This window comes from Actinoplanes sp. NPDC023801, from assembly GCF_040639655.1.
Taxonomy (GTDB): domain Bacteria; phylum Actinomycetota; class Actinomycetes; order Mycobacteriales; family Micromonosporaceae; genus Actinoplanes.
In genome coordinates this window covers 520924-535050 of the sequence record NZ_JBFAAI010000002.1, presented here as the reverse complement: position 1 = coordinate 535050, position 14127 = coordinate 520924, and the positions used below count along the sequence as shown (strand labels likewise).

18 protein-coding genes are annotated in these 14127 nt (G+C 72.1%); 8 read left to right on the top strand and 10 right to left on the bottom strand.

The window, feature by feature from the left end:
• Nucleotides 1–8: 8 nt before the first annotated feature.
• Both AB0G04_RS06870 and AB0G04_RS06865 read left to right on the top strand, forming a co-directional pair.
• Entirely contained in the window at nt 9–1196 is a 1188-nt protein-coding gene (locus AB0G04_RS06870) for an MFS transporter (RefSeq protein WP_360977647.1), read from the top strand.
• A 4-nt stretch (nt 1197–1200) separates the two neighbouring features.
• Nucleotides 1201–1773: a hypothetical protein gene (locus tag AB0G04_RS06865; protein ID WP_360977644.1), complete on the top strand. Its 573-nt coding sequence runs from the start codon at nt 1201–1203 to the stop codon at nt 1771–1773.
• A gap of 30 nt (nt 1774–1803) precedes the next feature.
• Here AB0G04_RS06865 and AB0G04_RS06860 read toward each other — a convergent pair whose 3' ends face one another.
• From AB0G04_RS06860 to AB0G04_RS06845, 4 genes are all read right to left on the bottom strand, one after another.
• Nucleotides 1804–2565 carry a hypothetical protein gene (locus AB0G04_RS06860; protein WP_360977641.1) on the bottom strand — a complete coding sequence of 254 codons (762 nt, stop codon included), beginning with the start codon at nt 2563–2565 and terminating at the stop codon, nt 1804–1806.
• A gap of 94 nt (nt 2566–2659) precedes the next feature.
• Complete coding sequence (locus tag AB0G04_RS06855) at nt 2660–3664, bottom strand: hypothetical protein (RefSeq protein ID WP_360977638.1); 1005 nt, start codon at nt 3662–3664, stop codon at nt 2660–2662.
• On the bottom strand, nt 3661–4155 hold the full coding sequence (locus AB0G04_RS06850; RefSeq protein ID WP_360977635.1) for a SigE family RNA polymerase sigma factor: 495 nt from the start codon (nt 4153–4155) through the stop codon (nt 3661–3663). The genes AB0G04_RS06855 and AB0G04_RS06850 overlap by 4 nt, the downstream gene beginning before the upstream one ends.
• A 58-nt stretch (nt 4156–4213) precedes the next feature.
• A complete protein-coding gene (locus tag AB0G04_RS06845) occupies nt 4214–4693 on the bottom strand; it encodes a DUF4232 domain-containing protein (RefSeq protein ID WP_360977632.1) in 480 nt (159 codons plus the stop codon).
• Nucleotides 4694–4780: 87 nt separating this feature from the next.
• Here AB0G04_RS06845 and AB0G04_RS06840 point away from each other — a divergent pair, with 87 nt between their 5' ends.
• The 3 genes from AB0G04_RS06840 (at nt 4781) to AB0G04_RS06830 (ending at nt 7178) form a co-directional block, all read left to right on the top strand.
• The gene (locus AB0G04_RS06840) at nt 4781–5065 is read left to right on the top strand and encodes a hypothetical protein (RefSeq protein WP_360977629.1); all 285 of its coding nucleotides are present in this window, start codon (nt 4781–4783) and stop codon (nt 5063–5065) included.
• The gene (locus AB0G04_RS06835; RefSeq protein ID WP_360977626.1) at nt 5062–6273 is read left to right on the top strand and encodes an MFS transporter; all 1212 of its coding nucleotides are present in this window, start codon (nt 5062–5064) and stop codon (nt 6271–6273) included. Before AB0G04_RS06840 ends, AB0G04_RS06835 begins: the two co-directional genes overlap by 4 nt.
• Nucleotides 6274–6530: 257 nt before the next feature.
• Nucleotides 6531–7178 carry a PepSY domain-containing protein gene (locus AB0G04_RS06830; protein WP_360977623.1) on the top strand — a complete coding sequence of 216 codons (648 nt, stop codon included), beginning with the start codon at nt 6531–6533 and terminating at the stop codon, nt 7176–7178.
• Between the two features lie 224 nt (nt 7179–7402).
• Here AB0G04_RS06830 and AB0G04_RS06825 read toward each other — a convergent pair whose 3' ends face one another.
• Nucleotides 7403–8662 carry an ATP-binding protein gene (locus AB0G04_RS06825; protein WP_360977619.1) on the bottom strand — a complete coding sequence of 420 codons (1260 nt, stop codon included), beginning with the start codon at nt 8660–8662 and terminating at the stop codon, nt 7403–7405.
• Nucleotides 8659–9345, bottom strand: coding sequence for a response regulator transcription factor (locus tag AB0G04_RS06820; protein WP_360977616.1), 687 nt, complete (start codon nt 9343–9345; stop codon nt 8659–8661). The genes AB0G04_RS06825 and AB0G04_RS06820 overlap by 4 nt, the downstream gene beginning before the upstream one ends.
• Before the next feature lie 101 nt (nt 9346–9446).
• Here AB0G04_RS06820 and AB0G04_RS06815 point away from each other — a divergent pair, with 101 nt between their 5' ends.
• Nucleotides 9447–9893, top strand: coding sequence for a hypothetical protein (locus tag AB0G04_RS06815; protein ID WP_360977613.1), 447 nt, complete (start codon nt 9447–9449; stop codon nt 9891–9893).
• On the opposite strand, the gene AB0G04_RS06810 is transcribed toward AB0G04_RS06815, so the two are convergent.
• Together AB0G04_RS06810 and AB0G04_RS06805 are read right to left on the bottom strand one after the other, a co-directional pair.
• Nucleotides 9894–10886: a hypothetical protein gene (locus AB0G04_RS06810; protein ID WP_360977610.1), complete on the bottom strand. Its 993-nt coding sequence runs from the start codon at nt 10884–10886 to the stop codon at nt 9894–9896.
• Between the two features lie 11 nt (nt 10887–10897).
• Complete coding sequence (locus AB0G04_RS06805) at nt 10898–11425, bottom strand: sigma-70 family RNA polymerase sigma factor (protein ID WP_360977607.1); 528 nt, start codon at nt 11423–11425, stop codon at nt 10898–10900.
• Nucleotides 11426–11516: 91 nt separating this feature from the next.
• Here AB0G04_RS06805 and AB0G04_RS06800 point away from each other — a divergent pair, with 91 nt between their 5' ends.
• Together AB0G04_RS06800 and AB0G04_RS06795 are read left to right on the top strand one after the other, a co-directional pair.
• The gene (locus AB0G04_RS06800) at nt 11517–12125 is read left to right on the top strand and encodes an MBL fold metallo-hydrolase (protein ID WP_360977604.1); all 609 of its coding nucleotides are present in this window, start codon (nt 11517–11519) and stop codon (nt 12123–12125) included.
• A 210-nt stretch (nt 12126–12335) separates the two neighbouring features.
• Nucleotides 12336–12989: a DUF3159 domain-containing protein gene (locus AB0G04_RS06795; RefSeq protein ID WP_360977895.1), complete on the top strand. Its 654-nt coding sequence runs from the start codon at nt 12336–12338 to the stop codon at nt 12987–12989.
• 19 nt (nt 12990–13008) lie between these two features.
• Here AB0G04_RS06795 and AB0G04_RS06790 read toward each other — a convergent pair whose 3' ends face one another.
• Both AB0G04_RS06790 and AB0G04_RS06785 read right to left on the bottom strand, forming a co-directional pair.
• Nucleotides 13009–13596: a hypothetical protein gene (locus tag AB0G04_RS06790; protein ID WP_360977601.1), complete on the bottom strand. Its 588-nt coding sequence runs from the start codon at nt 13594–13596 to the stop codon at nt 13009–13011.
• On the bottom strand, nt 13593–14114 hold the full coding sequence (locus AB0G04_RS06785; protein WP_360977598.1) for a sigma-70 family RNA polymerase sigma factor: 522 nt from the start codon (nt 14112–14114) through the stop codon (nt 13593–13595). Before AB0G04_RS06785 ends, AB0G04_RS06790 begins: the two co-directional genes overlap by 4 nt.
• Nucleotides 14115–14127: the final 13 nt, after the last annotated feature.

The window sequence follows — 14127 nt, the reverse complement described above, 5'->3', positions numbered from 1 at the left end:
GTGCGGTCGTGACCGCGACCCAAGGGCAGACGCTGCGCCAGCTCGGACCCACCGTCTACCTCCCGTCCGCGGTCTACTCCACCGGCCTCGGCGCGGTCGCGCCCGTCATCGTCCTCACCGCCACCGGCCTCGGCGCGTCCCCCGCCACCGCCGCCGTCGTGGCCGGACTGCTCGGCCTCGGCCAGATCAGCGGCTCCCTCCCGGCCGGCATGCTGATCTCCCGGATCGGGGAGCGGCGCACCATGCTCGCCGCCGCCGGACTGGCCGTGCCGGCCCTGCTGGCCTGCATGCTCGCTGCGAACGTGCTCCTGCTCGGCACCGCAGTCGCGCTGCTGGGCGTCTGCGGCTCGGCGTGGGCGCTGTCCCGGCACGCCTACCTCACCGAAGCGGTGCGCCCCGAACTGCGCGCCCGGGCCATGTCCACCCTCGGAGGCGTCGGGCGGATCGGCACCTTCAGCGGCCCGTTCCTCGGTGCCGGAGCCATGCACTTCGCCGGCATCGACGGCGCCTACCTCGTCGCCATCGCCGGCGTGAGCCTCGCCACCGTCATTCTCGTCCTGCTGCCGCCCCTGCCGCACGACCGCGCGGTCCCGCCCGGCACCGGACACCCCAGGCTGTGGACCGTCATCCACGCCAACCGGCACACCCTGCGAACCCTCGGCACCGGCGTCCTTCTGGTCGGTGCGCTCCGCGCCTCCCGGCAGACCATCCTCCCGCTGTGGGGCGCGTCCCTCGGCCTCGAACCGGCCACCATCGGCCTGATCTACGGCGTCTCCGGGGGCATCGACATGCTGCTCTTCTACCCGGCCGGAAAACTCATGGACCGGTACGGCCGCCGCGCCGCCGCCGTCCCCGCCATGACCCTGCTCGGCCTGGCCCACGTGCTGCTGCCACTCGCCGGCGGCGTCGCCGGGCTCACCGCGGCGGCGCTGCTCATGGGCCTCGGCAACGGCCTCAGCGCCGGCCTCGTGATGACGCTGGGCGCGGACGCCTCACCCACGTCCGGGCGCGCCGAATTCCTCGGCGCGTGGCGGCTCTGCTCCGACGTCGGCCAGGGCGGCGGACCGCTGATGATCGGCGCGGTCACGGCCGCGGCGACCCTGTCCGCGGCGGCGGTCGTGGTCGGTGGTTGCGGTCTGCTGGCCGCCTTCCTGTTGCATCGATGGATTCCGTACGCGAACGCTCCGGCAGACTGACCCCATGCCGGAGAGCTTCCCCCTGAACGAGCACCAGATCGAGCTGCGTGACCGCTTCCTCGCACCGCCGGTCGTGGACGCGCCGGCGCCGTGGGTGAAGCAACGTCCGCTGCGGGCCGGTGGCCTGCTCGGGGTCGGGTTCGCCCCGCACCCGGAGACCGGGGAGGACCTGCTGCTGGTTGCCTCCCACAACGGGCTCGGCCTGTTCAGCGCCCACGGTGAGCGGCTGGCCCGCGACGAGGACAGCGACCGGAGCTGGCCCGACAGCGAGCTGACCTGCATGGGGATCGGCGTCCTCGCCGGGGTCCGGGTGCGGATGACGGGCCTGCTCGGTGGCGGCCTGCGCAACACGGTCGACGAGGGGCAGTGGCGTCTGGACGTGGTCAGCCCGGGCTGGCCGAGCCGGCGGGTTGTGCTGTCCGCCACCGGCTGGGGTCCCTGGCAGGGCGAGCACGGCGAATCCTGGTGGACCATCTTCGACGAGACCGTCACCGACCTGCGCGCCGCCGGTTTCTCCTCGTCCGGTTCGACGATTGTCGCCGCGACCAGCAGCGACGTCACCCTGTGGACGCGATGACGCCGACCGGTCCGGCCGGCTGTGAGGGCGTCAGGTGCTGGTGAGCAGAAGGCCGTCGCCGATGAGCTGGACGTCCGGGATGTCGCCGCCGGGCCGGTAATGGACCACCTTCAGCGTGTCGCCGTCCACCCGCAACTGCTGGCCCGCGGCGAGGACGTGGCCCTCGGCGAGCATCGAGGCCAGCTGGTTGAGGATCGAGGCGGCGTCGCCGATCTGCTCCTCGGGGACTCCCATGACGAGATCCGGGCGACCGAACTTGACCATGCCGCGGGTGTGCACCGGATGGCCGAATCCGGGTGACTCCTCGCTCTCGGCGACCACGCTGATCTCCCGCATCACGCTGAACGGGCGGTGCGGATCCAGCGCGGCGATCGGCGCGCCCGGCGACCAGTCGTGCGCGAAGGCGTCGAGCACGGCGACCGCCCCGGCCCGCGCTGCCGCCCTCGCCACCGCCCAGGCCAGCTGGAGGTGGGTCAGGTCGGCCGGGTCGGGCAGCCGCACCTGGATCGAGTAGCAGCACGTCGCCTCGTCGAGCGGCCGCAGATCGGGCAGCTCACGGGCGGCCAGGTTGCGCAGCGGCCCGCTCCGGAAACCGTCGACCCACTCGGGGTTGTCCTCGTGGCGGTGCAAGCGGACCGCCAGCGCGTCGACCGGCGCGTCCGGAGGGATCACCGCCGCCAGCTCCAGCGCGGGCAGCACCTCGCCGGGAGCGAAGGCGACCAGCATGACGGCCGCCTCCCCGCCGGTGGGGCGATGAGCGGGACGGCGCCAGGGCTCGACTCGAAGATCCACCCGGCCATCCTGTCAGCCTCACCGATACCGATGGGCCCGGCACCGCACGGCAACCCGCGAATGATTCTCCGGACGGGGGCGGTGCCGGGGCGGGTCACTGTTGGCGGTGCAGGGTGATGCCGGTGGCGAACCTCAGGATGTCCGCCCGGCTGAAGGGCAACTTCTCGGTGTCCCACCTGATCGCCAGGTGCCGGTCGGCACTCAGGTCGACGGTCATGGAGCCGCCCTCCATGTCCAGAGCAGCTTTCTCGCCACGGACGGTCAGCGACTCGCCCGCGCCCAGCGGCTCCGACGGTTCATTGAGCAGTTCGACGCAGAGGCCCTCGGGCAGGCGTGTTGGATACCGTTGTCCCCCCGGGGCGAAACACACCGTGCTGCGGCTGAAGAACTGCGTCACGAACCTGCCCGGCGGCACCTCGGCGAAATCGAGCAGTGCCGGGCCGGAAGCCACGGCGCCGTCGCGCTGGCTCAACCCACGTGCGAACCGGAGGACTTCGGCCTCGGTGAGCGGCCCCCAGCTGAGCACCTGTACCCAGAGGCCGGTCTCGGGGGTCCTCCAGCTGACCCCGATGAACCGATCGCCGCGCTTCGCGCCGTCGTAGCCGACAAGCGTCCGCACCGTCGCGCGCCGGCCACCGACATCGGCGGTGTGTTCCTCCTCCGTGTCCTCGCCACGGTCCGGCTGGAGCGGCCCGACCTCGACGGAGAGCACGCGGCCCGCCCGCTCGAACTGCAACAGCTCGTTCGGGCCCAGCTGGAGGACCTTGCCGGCGCCCAGGCCCGTCGGCGCCCAGCCGGGCATCAGCGAGAAGCTGGCGCTCGGCGTCGTTGGTCCGTCCCACTCCTCCGACGGTGCCGGCGAGGGTGGGAGCGAGGTCGCGGGCATCGGTCGTGGTCGGACATCTCCACCGCGCACGATCATCGGTACGGCCAGGGCCGTCACCACCGCGAGGACGGCCGCCCCACCGGCCACCAGCCTGCGGCGGCGCACGTCACGGCGTACGCCAAGGTTGATGTTCGTCATCAGGTCGTTGGTCGGGGGCATCGCCGCCGCGGCACGTTCGTGCAGGGTGGCCCGCAGGTCCTCTTCGAGGTTCATGGGTTCACTCCCTCGCTCGTGGCCGCCGCCAGGCCGGCCCGCAGCCGGGCCAGTGCGCGGGCCGCGTGCACCCGCACCGTGCTGGGCGAGCACCGGAGCACGTCGCCGATCTGCCGGTCGTCGAGATCCTCGTAGTAACGCAGCACCATGACCGCCCGCTGGGCACGGGTGAGCTCGCCGAGCCGGGTCCACAACTCGTCACGCAGCGCCTGGCCCTCGGTGAAGTCACCGGTGGCCACCTCGTCGGGCACGGCGCCGGGCCGTTCGCCGCTGGAACGGCGCCGGAGCCAGGACACGTGCGAGCGGACGAGAGCGGTGCGGATGTAGCTGTCCGGCTGGTCGGCCTCGATCCGGGTCCACCTGCGGTACGCCTTCACCAGCACCTCCTGCAGGAGATCCTCGCCGAGGTGCCGGTCACCGCAGATCAGGAAGGCGAACCGGCGCAGCGAGTCCCCTCGGGCCCGCACGTACTCCTCGAATCCGGTTTGCACTCGCTCTCCCGCCGTCAGTCCTCGTCATGAATAGGACGCCGCGGTGAGCCGGATCCGCTTACCTTCTCCGCTGGGCGATCCACGGTGCGACGGCGACCTTGCCGGTGTTCCCCGCGTCGACGTGCAGGGCGAGGGTGTGCCCTGGCAGGCCACCGGACGGCGCGACACTCAAGAATTCCCCGGTCACGATGGTTGCGCCGTCGGTGGTCAGGTTGCGCCACACCAGCACGGAGACCAGCGACTCGCCGGGTTCGACGGTCTCCCGTCGCGGCTCGACCTCCCAGTGGTCGATCCTGGCGACCTCGCGGACGCCCTGGACGACCCGTACGTCCAGCCGCTTACGGTCCTCGTCGAGCAGTTCCAGAGCCGGGTAGCCCTCGACCGTCAACGGCTTCCTGCCGCAGTTACGCAGGTGGAGGCCGGTGGCGCGCAGGCCCATCGCGGCCGACGTCACCGGCAGCGGAGGCGACGACCGCCCGGTCCCCGGCTCGGGCACGGTCCCGGGACGGGCACAACCAGCGACCATCAGCAGCGCCACCAGCGGCCACCCGGCCTTCCGACCGGCAAGAACAGACAAAATATTCATCGGTACGAGCAGAGTAGCGCCCTGTATAAAGTGGCGGGCGTGCTCCTGACCTTCGATGTCGGTGTCGACGAGCGGCACACCGTCCAGTTCTCCTTCAACAAGTTCTGGGGTGGCCTGTCCATCAAAGTGGACGGCTGCAACGTGGTGAAAACCGTCCGTTTCGCGTCGGCCGAACTCGTCAAGCGCTACAACTTCGTGGTGGGCGTGCATGAGCAGCACTACGTGACGATCGAGCACCACCGGGAACTGATGTTCGCCGGATTCCGCCCGCAACCGGTCCTCGCCTACGTCGACGGTGTCCTCGTCGCCCAGGGCGTGGCTTGACCCAGCAGCGCGTCTACTACCTGCTCACCGCGGTCTCCGGGTTCCTCTTCACGTTCGCGTTCACCCTGCTGCTGGTGTTCCACGTGCGGGTGGCCGGACTCTCGCCCGTGCAACTGGTTCTCGTCGGCACGGTCATGGAGATCACCTTCATTCTCGGTGAGGTACCGACCGGGGTGCTGGCGGACGTCCGGTCACGGACTCTGTCCGTACAGCTGGGGCTGATTCTGATCGGTCTATCGCTCCTCCTGCAGGGCTCGTTGCCGGTGTTCGGCTGGATCCTCGCGGCGCAGGTGGTGTGGGCGATCGGGTACACGTTCACGTCCGGCGCGATCGAGGCATGGATCGCCGACGAGGTGGGCGAGGAGCGGCTCACCCACGTGTTCCTGCGCGGGCGGCGCTGCGAACTGACCGCGATGATCCTCGGCTCGCTGGCGGCCGGCGTGGCCGGGGTGCTCGACCTGCGGCTCCCGATGCTGCTCGCCGGCGCGGGATACGTCGTGCTCGCCCTGGTGCTGATGGCGCTCATGCGAGAGCCCGGATTCACGCCGGCCGCCGCCGATGGACGACTCACCTTCGGGCAGATGCGCGACACCCTGACCGCCGGGCTCCGGCAGGCCCGGCGACGTCCGCTGGTCCGCTCGTTCCTGCTGATCAGTCTGCTCGCCGGACTCTCCGGAGAAGCCTTCGACCGGCTGTGGACCGCGCATGTGCTGAACAGTTTCACCCTGCCGCCGACGTTCGGGACCACGTCGCCGGCCGCCTGGTTCGCCGCCTTCGCCATCGTCGGCCAGCTGATCGGGCTGGGCGCCAACTACGCCGTCGAACGAGCCGGGCTGACCGGAAACGCACACCCCGCAGCACTGCTTGCGGTGCTGACGCTGCTCCAGGTCGCCGGGATGGCCGGACTAGCCCTGGCCGGATCGCTGTGGCCGGCGATCGGCGCGCTGTGGGCGCGGGACGCGGCACGGGCACTCGCCGGGCCGCTCGAGTCGGCCTGGCTGAACCGGGGGATCGACTCCTCGTCCCGCGCCACTGTGCTGTCGGTGAACAGCCAGTTCGACGCGATCGGTCAGGTGGCGGGCGGGCCGCCGCTCGGCGCGCTGGCCGGGCGGACGTCGATCCCGGTCGCGCTGCTCTGCTCGGCGGGGTTGCTCGCGCCGGTCGCCGTGATCTTCGCCCGCCTCGGCCGCCGCGCGAACCCCACGTAACGCACCGCCACGCGTTGGCGGATCGCCGACCCTTCCTGCGACCTTGTGAGCTTGTGCCCGGACGGCCGCCCGAACCTCACACGTTCTTGAGGCCGGATGGCCGGCGTGGTGGTGGCCGCAGCAGTGATGGCCCTCGGATGGCGCTGAGCTGCGTTAGCGTGGCTTTAACGTTCACACAGCGCGCCCATAGCGGTGCTCCCGCGAAGGTGATCTCCGTCCGGCCGACCGGACGGAAGACCCACCCGAGGGGGAGACCGATGAAGATGAAGAAGAACGTCGCTGCGGTGATGCTCACGACCGGTGTGCTTGCTGTGCTGGGCTTCGGTGGCACGGCGCTGGCGGACGGCGGCCCCGACGACACCGGTCGTCAGGCTGTGGCTGCGGCTACCGTGAGCCCGTCGCCCGAGGGGACGAGCGACGACTCGCTGAGCTTCGACGACTCGCCGGGTGCCGGCGATGCGCCGACCTCGGAAGCTTCGCCCAGCCCCGATGAGCCCAGCTCTGATGAGCCCAGCTCTGATGAGCCCAGCCCCGATGAGCCCAGCCCCGATGACTCACTGAGCCCGAGCCCGGGAGCCGTGCCCAGCTCTGAGGACTCGGATGGCTCGGGCTCGTCGCCGAGCCCTTCGCCGAGTCGCGGGACGGCGGGCAGCACGGCGGCGATCAGCTCGGGAGAGGCGAAGGCGATCGCGATCCGGGCGGCCGGCGGTGGACGGGTCGAGTCGATCGAGCGGGAGCGCGAGCACGGCCGCCTGGTCTGGGGCGTGGACGTCATCGTCAAGGGTGTCGAGCACGACATCGATGTCGACGCCGTCACCAGCGAGGTGACCCGCCACCGCACCGACGACGACCGCAGCCGTGGCCGGGGCGGTGACGATGACCGTGGCCGCAGCGACGACGACTGACCTGACTGCCGAGATGCCGATCGCGCTCACGCGGGCCGGGATCCCGGCGTGAGAACTCGCGATCAGGGGACTCGCCGCCGGCGGGCCGCGCCCCGGTCATGCCTGCGGCGGGCGGAGTTCGTGGCCGGACGTCGGAGGCTTTGAAGCCCGCCGCCGGTGGCAGTCCGCGGGACGTACGACGGGGCTCGCCCGGAAGCCGCCGGAGTCGCGGATCCGGCGGGCCGTCATGGTTCCGGTGGGGCGGGGATCTGCAGGCGGACGACCGCACCGCCAGCGCCTGGTGGGCCGATCTCCAGGGACTCGGCCACCTGACGGGCGATGTCCAGGCCCAGTCCGGTGGAGCCGCCGCCGGAGGTGCCCCGGCGGGTCGCCTCCGCGGGGAAACCGGGACCGTCATCGGCGACCGTGAGCACCGCTCCGCCGGCCGGCCCGGTGGTCAGGGTGACCGAGAAGGCCGTGCCGTCGGGGGTGTGGGCGAAGACGTTGCCGAGCAGGGCGTCCAGTGCGGCCGCGAGGTCGTCGGCGGCCACGGCGACCGGCGCGGGGCCGGCGGGCAGTTCCTGGTGGAGGCGACGCCCGGTGTCCTCGGCGAGTACCGCCCAGAACGCCACCCTCCCGGCGACGACCGCGGTCGCGTCGCAGGTGGGCGCGACTGCCGGGGTGCCGGCACGGCGGGCCTGCTGGATGATCGCGGTGACGGCCCGTGCGACCTGGTCGGCGGCGGACGCGACGCGGGCCGACTCGCCGGGGTCCCGGAGCGACTCGGCCTCCAGGCGTAACGCGGTGAGCGGGGTGCGCAGCCGGTGAGAGAGGTCGGCGACCCGTTCCCGTTCGGTGGCGAGCAGGTCCTGGATGCGGGCGGCCAGGTGGTTGAGGGCGCCTGCCACTTCGCGCAGTTCGGGTGGGCCGGACGGGTCGGCACGGGCGGTCAGTTCGGCGCGGGCCAGCCGGTGCGACACGGTGGACAGTTCGCTGATCGGGCGGATGATGGTGCGGGCCAGGCGGTCGGCGACCAACAGTCCCAGAAGCACGAGCGTGCCGCCGAGGCCGGCCAGAGTGGCCCAGGCGCGGGTCACGCCGCGGGTCAGCTCCGCCTCGGTGACCAGGGTACGGATGACGACGGTGGCCCCGCCGGCGCCGACGACCGGCACCACCAGTTCGCGGCCCTGTTCGGTGGCGACGGTCAGGGCTGCGCGCCGGGCGGCGGCGAGACGCACCGCCGGGGTGGGTGCGGTCGGTGAGCCGAGGACGCCGCCGCCGGGCAGGAAGACCGTGACCGGCACCGTCTGCGCCTCGACGGTGAGCCGCAGCGACGTGGCGTCGCCGGTCGCGGCCAGCGGCACGATCGACTGGACGACGTCGTCGGCGCGGCTCAGTGCGCGGTCCTGCGCGACCTGCCGGACCAGTACGGCGAGCGGCACGAGGAACGCGAGCAGCACCAGCACCGTGGTCGCCGCCACCAGCAGGGCCAGCCGTGCCCTCATGCCGGCTCGCTCAGCTTCACGCCGACACCGCGGACGGTGTGCAGGTAGCGCGGCTCCTGAGCGGTCTCCCCGAGTTTGCGCCGCAGCCAGGACAGGTGCACGTCGACGGTTTTGTCGGCGCCGCCGTACGGCACCTGCCACACCTCGCTGAGCAGTTCCCGTTTCGTGACGACCTGCCCGGCCCGCAGTGCCAGATGGTGGAGCAGGTCGAACTCGCGCGGAGTCAGCTCGATGGGCGTCCCGTCCAGGGTGACGGTGCGGGCTGCCTGATCGATGCGCAACCCGCCCACTTCGAGGGCCGGTGAGGTCTCGGCGCCGCCGGGGTCACCGCGGCGCAGCACGGCCCGGACGCGGGCGTCGAGCTGGGCCGCGGTGAACGGTTTGACCACGTAGTCGTCGGCGCCGGCGTCGAGCAGCCGGATCATTTCGGTCTCCTCGTCGCGGGCGGTCGCCACGATCACCGGGATGCGGCTGACCGCCCGCAGCATGCGCAGCAGTTCGCGCCCGTCGAGGTCGGGCAGGCCCAGGTCGAGGACGATCAGGTCGGGCCGTTCGGCGAGGGCCGTCTGCAGCCCTTCCATCGCGGCGGCGGCCGCCGCCACGGCGTGTCCCCGGTCCCGCAGGGCGCGGAGCAGGGGAGTCCGGATCGCCGGATCGTCCTCGATGAGCAGGAGTCTCGCCACGGCTGCACGGTAGCCCCCGGGACCGGCGAAGATGCCGTTCTTAACCCTCCTTTAGCGATGAGTGGTGCCCGCCTTAGCACCCGGCGGCGGATAGTTGCCGCGTGCGCCTCATCGACCGGCTCGGCCGGCTGCCCCTGGTCATCGCCGTCGGATGGATCGTTGCGGCCTTCCTCGCGGTGATGGTCGGCGTGGTGGGCATCGGTCTGGTCGGTTCGGGGCTGCTGACGTCGCGGCAGGGCGAGCCGGTCAGTGAGGACGAGGTGCGCCGGGCCCTGGAGGAGCTGGGCGACCCGTCGCCGCCGGACGGGCCGGCGCCGAGCCGGGCGGTGGCCTCCGAGGCGGCGCGGTCCGTCCCGACCGAGGGCGGAACCGTGGTCGCCGACTGCCGGCGGATCCTCTCCATGTCCCCGGCTCAGGGATTCGAGGTGCACCAGCAGAAGAACGACGGGGGCGAGTTCCGGGCGGTCGGCGGTCACCGCAAGGTCGAGATCGAGCTGACCGGCTGCGATCGGGGTATGGCCCGGCTGACCGTGACCGTCGACGACTGATCACCGCCGGGGCAGCCAGGCGGTGTCGGGTTCCGGGCCGAGGGTCAGTTCCTCGGTGATCCGGACCAGTTCGGTGCGGTTCACCGTGGCACCGGGATCGACGAGGACCCGCAGCAGGCGGTTCTGGCCGAGGTCGATCCGGGCGAACGCCGACATCCCGCGGCACGCCACCGCGTTGCCGGGCAGGTCGGGGCAGCCGGCGTCCGGGTCGCCCGGGTGGATCCAACCGGGCCGTCCCCGCAACGTGACCGGCTCGCCCTTGGACGTGGAGACCTCCCACACCAGCTCGGCCTGGATCGCCCGGTCCATCCGGAGGATCTCCTGCCATCGATCGGCCGTGCCGCTCAGCTCGGCGCTGACCGGCCCGGTGAACCGGTCCGGAAGCCAGCCGAAGGAGAGCGACACCGCCACGCCGGCGCCCGGATCCGGCTCGATCGACGCGGCGATCTCCCGGGCCAGCCGGCCGGTCCGGTCCGACCGGCCCACCGACACACTGACCATGGACTTCTCGTCCACCTCGACCCAAATCTTGCCCGGGCCGGCGTTCGCCCAGGCGCGGCGCCCGCCGAGGGTGAGCGACTCGAATCCGAACGTGTCGAACTGGGACCGGGGAACCAGGAAGAGGTGGACCATGTCCTCCGGGTCCGTGCCGCGCTGCCAGGTGCGGGTCTGTGACACCGGCCCGCTGCCGGGCACCGTACCCATCCGGCGGATCTCGGCGAACCCGGCCGGCAGCCGGCCGGGGCGAAAGGCGAGCGGGGCGCGGGTGCCGGCCGGCGGGCCACTCGCGGTGGGCGTCACCCGCGGCAGGTCCGGGCCCGGCGTACGAGGCCGGACCGCCACCGCCGCGCCGGCCCCGGCGACCGCGGCCGCCGACGCCACCAGCAGTCCCCGGCGCTGCCGGTGAGCCCGCGCCCGGGCCGCGACCCTGGCCGCGACCGGCCCCGGGTCGTGCGCGCGGCCGGCGATCGTGTGCAGTGCGTCGCGCAACATGTCTTCGTCCCTCATCGGACCTCGGCCTCCAAACGGAGCTTGGCCAGGGCTGTCGACGCCTGCGCCCGTACGGTCGACGCCCGGCTCCCCATCAGCTCGGCGATCTCGTCATAGGTGTGACCCTCGAAGTAGCGCAGCACGATGACGGCCCGCTGCCGGGGCGGCAGGGCGGCCACCCGGCGGATCAGCTCGTCGCGCTCCTGCCGGGCGGTGAGCGGGTCGACGGCTGCGGCCCTGATGTCCAGCTGCTCGTGGGACATCGGGACGACCCGTCCCCACCGGCGCCGCACGGACAGGAACTCGTTCAGGATCATGCGTTTCACGTACGCCTCGGGTTGTTCCATCGCCGAGATCCGCCGCCACCGCCCGGAGACCCGGACCATCACCTCGCCCACGATGTCGTCGGCCTGGTGCGGATCGCAGGTGAGGACGGTCGCGTAGCGCAGCAGTGCCCCGAGCCGGGCCCCGGCGAAGTCCTCGTACGAACTGTTCTCGACGTGGCGTGGCCGGTGCTCCCGGCCGTCTGCCGGCAGGCTCACGCCGCCGGGCTCGACGCCAGATGAGAAACGGTTCGCTGTCATGCCCCTGTAACGCTCCCGATCCGGCAAGTGCTTAGCGGACAATCCAGGAATGCTGCGTGTGGATCACGGTGCCGTCTCCGGCACCTTCAGCCTGGACGGTCAGACCTTCGACGTCGACAACAACATCTGGGTCGTCGGCGACGACGAGGAATGTGTGGTGATCGACGCCCCGCACGACGTGGACGCGATCCTTAAGGTGGTCGGCGACCGCCGCCTGGTCGCGATCGTCTGCACCCACGCCCACGACGATCATGTACGGGTCGCGCCCGCCCTGCGTGAGCGGACCGGCGCGCCGATCCTGCTGCACCCGGCGGAGTGGCCGCTGTGGGAGCTCACCCACGGCTCGGATGTGTGGTGGAACATCGACCTGGCCGACGGTGCCCGCATCGAGGTGGCCGGTTCGGTGCTGGAGGTGCTGCACACGCCGGGTCACGCGCCGGGCGCGGTCTGCCTCCACGTGCCCGAGCTGGGGCACGTCTTCACCGGTGACACCCTGTTCAACGGCGGGCCGGGCGCGACCGGCCGGTCCTGGTCCGACGCGGATCTGATCGTCGAGTCGATCCGGGCGAAGCTGTTCACCCTGCCGCCGGAGACCGTGGTGCACACCGGCCACGGCGAGGACACGACGATCGAGGCGGAGGCGTTCCGTCTCACCTAGACGGTCCGACCCTGGTGACTGTGCGCCACCGCATACGCCCGGCGGGCGCGCTGTCGGCCCGGACCGGCGCCTGCGTCGCGGTGTAGGCCCGGTACTCCTCGTGACCCGTACGAAAGAATGTGAAGTAGGGGCGAGAGAAACGCCCACCTGGCGTCGACTGGTGTGGGATGGGGGATTAGGCTGCCCTAACCTCACGTGGGGCGGGTGGAGATGGCGCAGCCGGAAACGCTGGCGGAGTTGCTGAACGGTCGGCGGGCCGCGGTCGACGCCTCGCTGCCCGCCGTCGGGTTCGTGGCCGGCTGGCTCGCCTTCGGGGAGTCGATCGGGGCCGGTGCGATCGCCGCCGTGATCTGCGCCGTCGGGCTCTCGGTGTGGCGGCTGCGCAAGGGCGACAAGCCGCGCGCCGTGCTGATCGGGCTCTTCGTGGTCTGCGTCGCCGCGCTGATCGCCCTCTGGACCGGCAAGGCGGAGAATTTCTTCCTGCTTCAGCTGCTCAGCAACGGTGCCAGCGTGCTCGCCTGGGTGATCAGCATCGTGATCCGCTGGCCGCTGCTCGGCATAGTGGTCGGGACCGTGCTCGGGCAGCGGACCCGCTGGCGGCGCGACCCGGCGCTGCTGCGGGCCTACTCGCGGGGCAGCTGGGTGTGGGTCGCGCAGTACGTGATCCGCGTCGCCGTGTTCCTGCCGCTGTACCAGGCCGGATATCTGGCGGCGCTCGGTACCGCGCGGATCGTGCTCTCCGGGCCGCTGGTCGCGGCGTGCCTGGCGGTGAGCTGGTGGGTGATCCGCCGGAGCCTTCCGGCGGATCACCCGGGCCTGCGTCACCCGGTCGTCGGGGAGCCCGCTCAGAAAGCGGCTTCGTGACGGTTCCGCGGGGCGGCGCTCAGAAGGCCGCCTCGTAAAGATCCCGCAGCCCGACCGAGTCGGACTCGCCGCTGTAGCCGCAGATCATCACGGTGTGGTCGGCGGCTGCCACCAGGTACTCCCGGCCCATCTCGAACTTCCCGCTGCCGAGCATCTGCTCGGAGCTCTCCCCCTTCTGGGCCACCTGGACGCTGCCCACCACCTCACCCCGGAACACACGCGAGACCGTGAGCGTGACACGGCCGTCCTCGATCGTGCGTACGGTGCCCGCGAAGGCGAAATCGGCGGACTCCGCGAGGCGCTGCGGCTCCGGTTCACGGCACTTGGCCTGCATGCCCGTGGCGGTGAGAACGACGACACCGGGCACCGGCGCGGACGCGGCCGCGACCGGCGGCGGCACCGGTTCCCGCGGCGCCGGCCTGGTCACCGCCCACGCGGCTCCGCCGGCGATCAGCACCAGGGCGGCGGCGACGGGCAGGGTCCAGCGGCGCGTCGTACCGGACATGGCTTCCTCCACAAGATGGACGACCTGGTCGGGGGAGGCCGGTTCCAGCGACGCCGCCGGGTCGGCGTGGCGCAGCCGGGCACGCAGATCGTCGTCGGTCACGGCCGGCTCCCCTCTGTCGACTGCTCATGTCCGGAAGCGGTGAGCGTCTTTCGCAGTCGGTCCTTGGCCCGGTGCAGCCGGATCGACGCCGCGTTCGCGGTGATGCCGAGAACCACGGCGATCGCGGCCGGGGCCAGGTCCTCCCACGCCCACAACCGCAGGATCTCGGCCTCCTTCGCGGTCAGCGACCGCAGTGCCCGCTCCAGGTCGCCGTCCGGCGGGGCGGGCCCGTCGAGCACGGCCGGCCGCGGGTCGAGGCGGGAGATCCGGGCGAGCAGGCGGAACTGGCGGCGCTGCCCGCGTTCGGCGTTGGCCAGGCAGTTGCGGGCCACACCGTACGCCCACGGCAGGTGTTCCGCCGGCATCTCGTCCAGCCGCCGCCAGCAGATCAGCAGGGTCTCGGAGAGCACGTCGTCGGCGGTCGCCGGGTCGGTGCGGCGAGCCAGATAGCGCCGGACGGCGTCGATCACCACCGGCGCCAGCCGTTCGAACCGCGCCCGGCGCGCGTCGGAGTTCACGGGGTCCACCCTG

What these genes read in the sequence shown, in the direction of transcription:
- AB0G04_RS06865 (WP_360977644.1), top strand. Translation starts at nt 1,201, where the DNA reads ATGCCGGAGAGCTTCCCCCTGAACGAGCACCAGATCGAGCTGCGTGAC.
- AB0G04_RS06855 (WP_360977638.1), bottom strand. Translation starts at nt 3,664, where the DNA reads ATGAACCTCGAAGAGGACCTGCGGGCCACCCTGCACGAACGTGCCGCG.
- AB0G04_RS06830 (WP_360977623.1), top strand. Translation starts at nt 6,531, where the DNA reads ATGAAGATGAAGAAGAACGTCGCTGCGGTGATGCTCACGACCGGTGTG.
- AB0G04_RS06825 (WP_360977619.1), bottom strand. Translation starts at nt 8,662, where the DNA reads ATGAGGGCACGGCTGGCCCTGCTGGTGGCGGCGACCACGGTGCTGGTG.
- AB0G04_RS06810 (WP_360977610.1), bottom strand. Translation starts at nt 10,886, where the DNA reads ATGTTGCGCGACGCACTGCACACGATCGCCGGCCGCGCGCACGACCCG.
- AB0G04_RS06800 (WP_360977604.1), top strand. Translation starts at nt 11,517, where the DNA reads ATGCTGCGTGTGGATCACGGTGCCGTCTCCGGCACCTTCAGCCTGGAC.
- AB0G04_RS06795 (WP_360977895.1), top strand. Translation starts at nt 12,336, where the DNA reads ATGGCGCAGCCGGAAACGCTGGCGGAGTTGCTGAACGGTCGGCGGGCC.